Source organism: Aquabacterium sp. UBA2148, assembly GCF_002328915.1.
Lineage (GTDB): Bacteria > Pseudomonadota > Gammaproteobacteria > Burkholderiales > Burkholderiaceae_C > Aquabacterium > Aquabacterium parvum.
The window spans coordinates 11,443-12,946 of sequence record NZ_DCXA01000292.1; the positions used below are offsets into that span (position 1 = coordinate 11,443).

Annotated in this window: 1 protein-coding gene; it reads left to right on the forward strand. The window is 67.1% G+C overall.

Annotated features, from left to right (window positions below):
* Positions 1–85: 85 nt before the first annotated feature.
* On the forward strand, positions 86–1,504 hold a 1,419-nt coding region (locus tag B2W70_RS16175; protein WP_286747222.1), incomplete at its 3' end, for a cache domain-containing protein.

Consider the following 1,504-nt stretch of genomic DNA (forward strand, 5'->3'; position numbering starts at 1 on the left):
GAGCCGACACGGCGGGCGCAAGACCCGCCTGAGGCCCCAGCGCGCAAGCTCAGGGGCCCGCTCCACAAACCAGACGGAAAACGGGATGGCAGACCAACACAGCGACACCCCGCGCCCACTCGACCGCCTCAAGGCCAGACTGTTGCGAGCCGCAGGGGTCTGGTTGCTGATGTGCCTGGCCCTGGCCGCCGCCCTGACCTGGGCCCGGGTGCAGGACAACCGACAGGATGTCCTGGATCAAGGAAGCCAGCGTCTGCAGGCGTTTTCAGACAGCGTCGACACCCATTTCCGAGCGCTGGCGGCACTCGGTCAGGCGCTGGCCCAACAGCCATCGCTGGCCGACTTCCTGCTCACCCAGCCTGTGCCCACCACAGAAGCCCCAGCCCCCGAGCGACGCGCAGCGCTGCAGGCCCAACTCAAGGCCTCGCCTGCCGTGCGGGACATGAGCGAGCACCTGTTGAAGCTGGTGCAGGACTTCCAGATCAGGCAGGCCTACCTGCAAGACACCCAGGGCATTTCAGTGGCCGACAGCGCCCATGCCGACCCGGTGTCCACCCTGGGCGCGAGCTTTCGCACCCGCGAGTACTTCATCCAGGCCATGGAGCTGGGCGCGGGCTTTCAGTTCGTGATGGGCAGCGTCAGCCACAAGCCGGGCTTCAATTTTTCGGCACGCATCAGCCGCGATGGCCGCCCCCTTGGCGTGCTGATCCTCAAGACAGATCAGCCCTCCATGCAGCGCATGATGAACGACAACGGCGGCCGCCTGCTGGCCGTGGTCGATCGCAACGGCATGATCGTGGCGGGCAACCGTGGAGACGACCTGATCCACCTGATGCCGGACGCCGCAGACCCCGCGGTGCGAGGCGTGGACGTCGATGGCGTCTACCGGGGCATGCCCGGCCGACTGGACTGGCAGAACGGACAGATCTCGGTCGGCGGGCAACAACTGCCCGTGTGGCTCATCGATGGCCAGCCCTACCTCGCGCAAAGCGTCAACCTGCCTGACCACCCCTATCGCCTGTGGGTCATGTCCCCCCTGCAGGGCGAGCAGCGCATCCTGGTTTTTGGCGCGGTGAACGTGCTCATCGCCGCCATGCTGGGCTGGGGATCGCTGTGGCTGTACTGGCGCCGAGCCGAACGCCATGCGGCGCTGGAGCGTGCCCGCAACGAAACCCTGGCCATGACCCGGGCGCTGCCGCTGGGGCTGTTCCGCTACCGGGTGGAGGCCAATGGGCAGGGACAATTCATCCACATCGGCACCGGCGCCCGGCGGCTTTTCGGCGCGCTGGCCGACGACTGGGAGCAAGCACCCCAGAAAGCCTGGCTGGCGTGTGGTCAAACCGATGGGCGACCACCCACGGAGCCCCAGGAAATGCAGATCAAGCTGGACGGTCAGCCGCGCTGGTTGAGCGTCAACAGCGCCGTCGAACACACGCCAGATGGCGGAGCCACGTACGACGGCTACTGGCTGGATGTGAGCGCGAGGCGCCGCGCAGAACTGAGG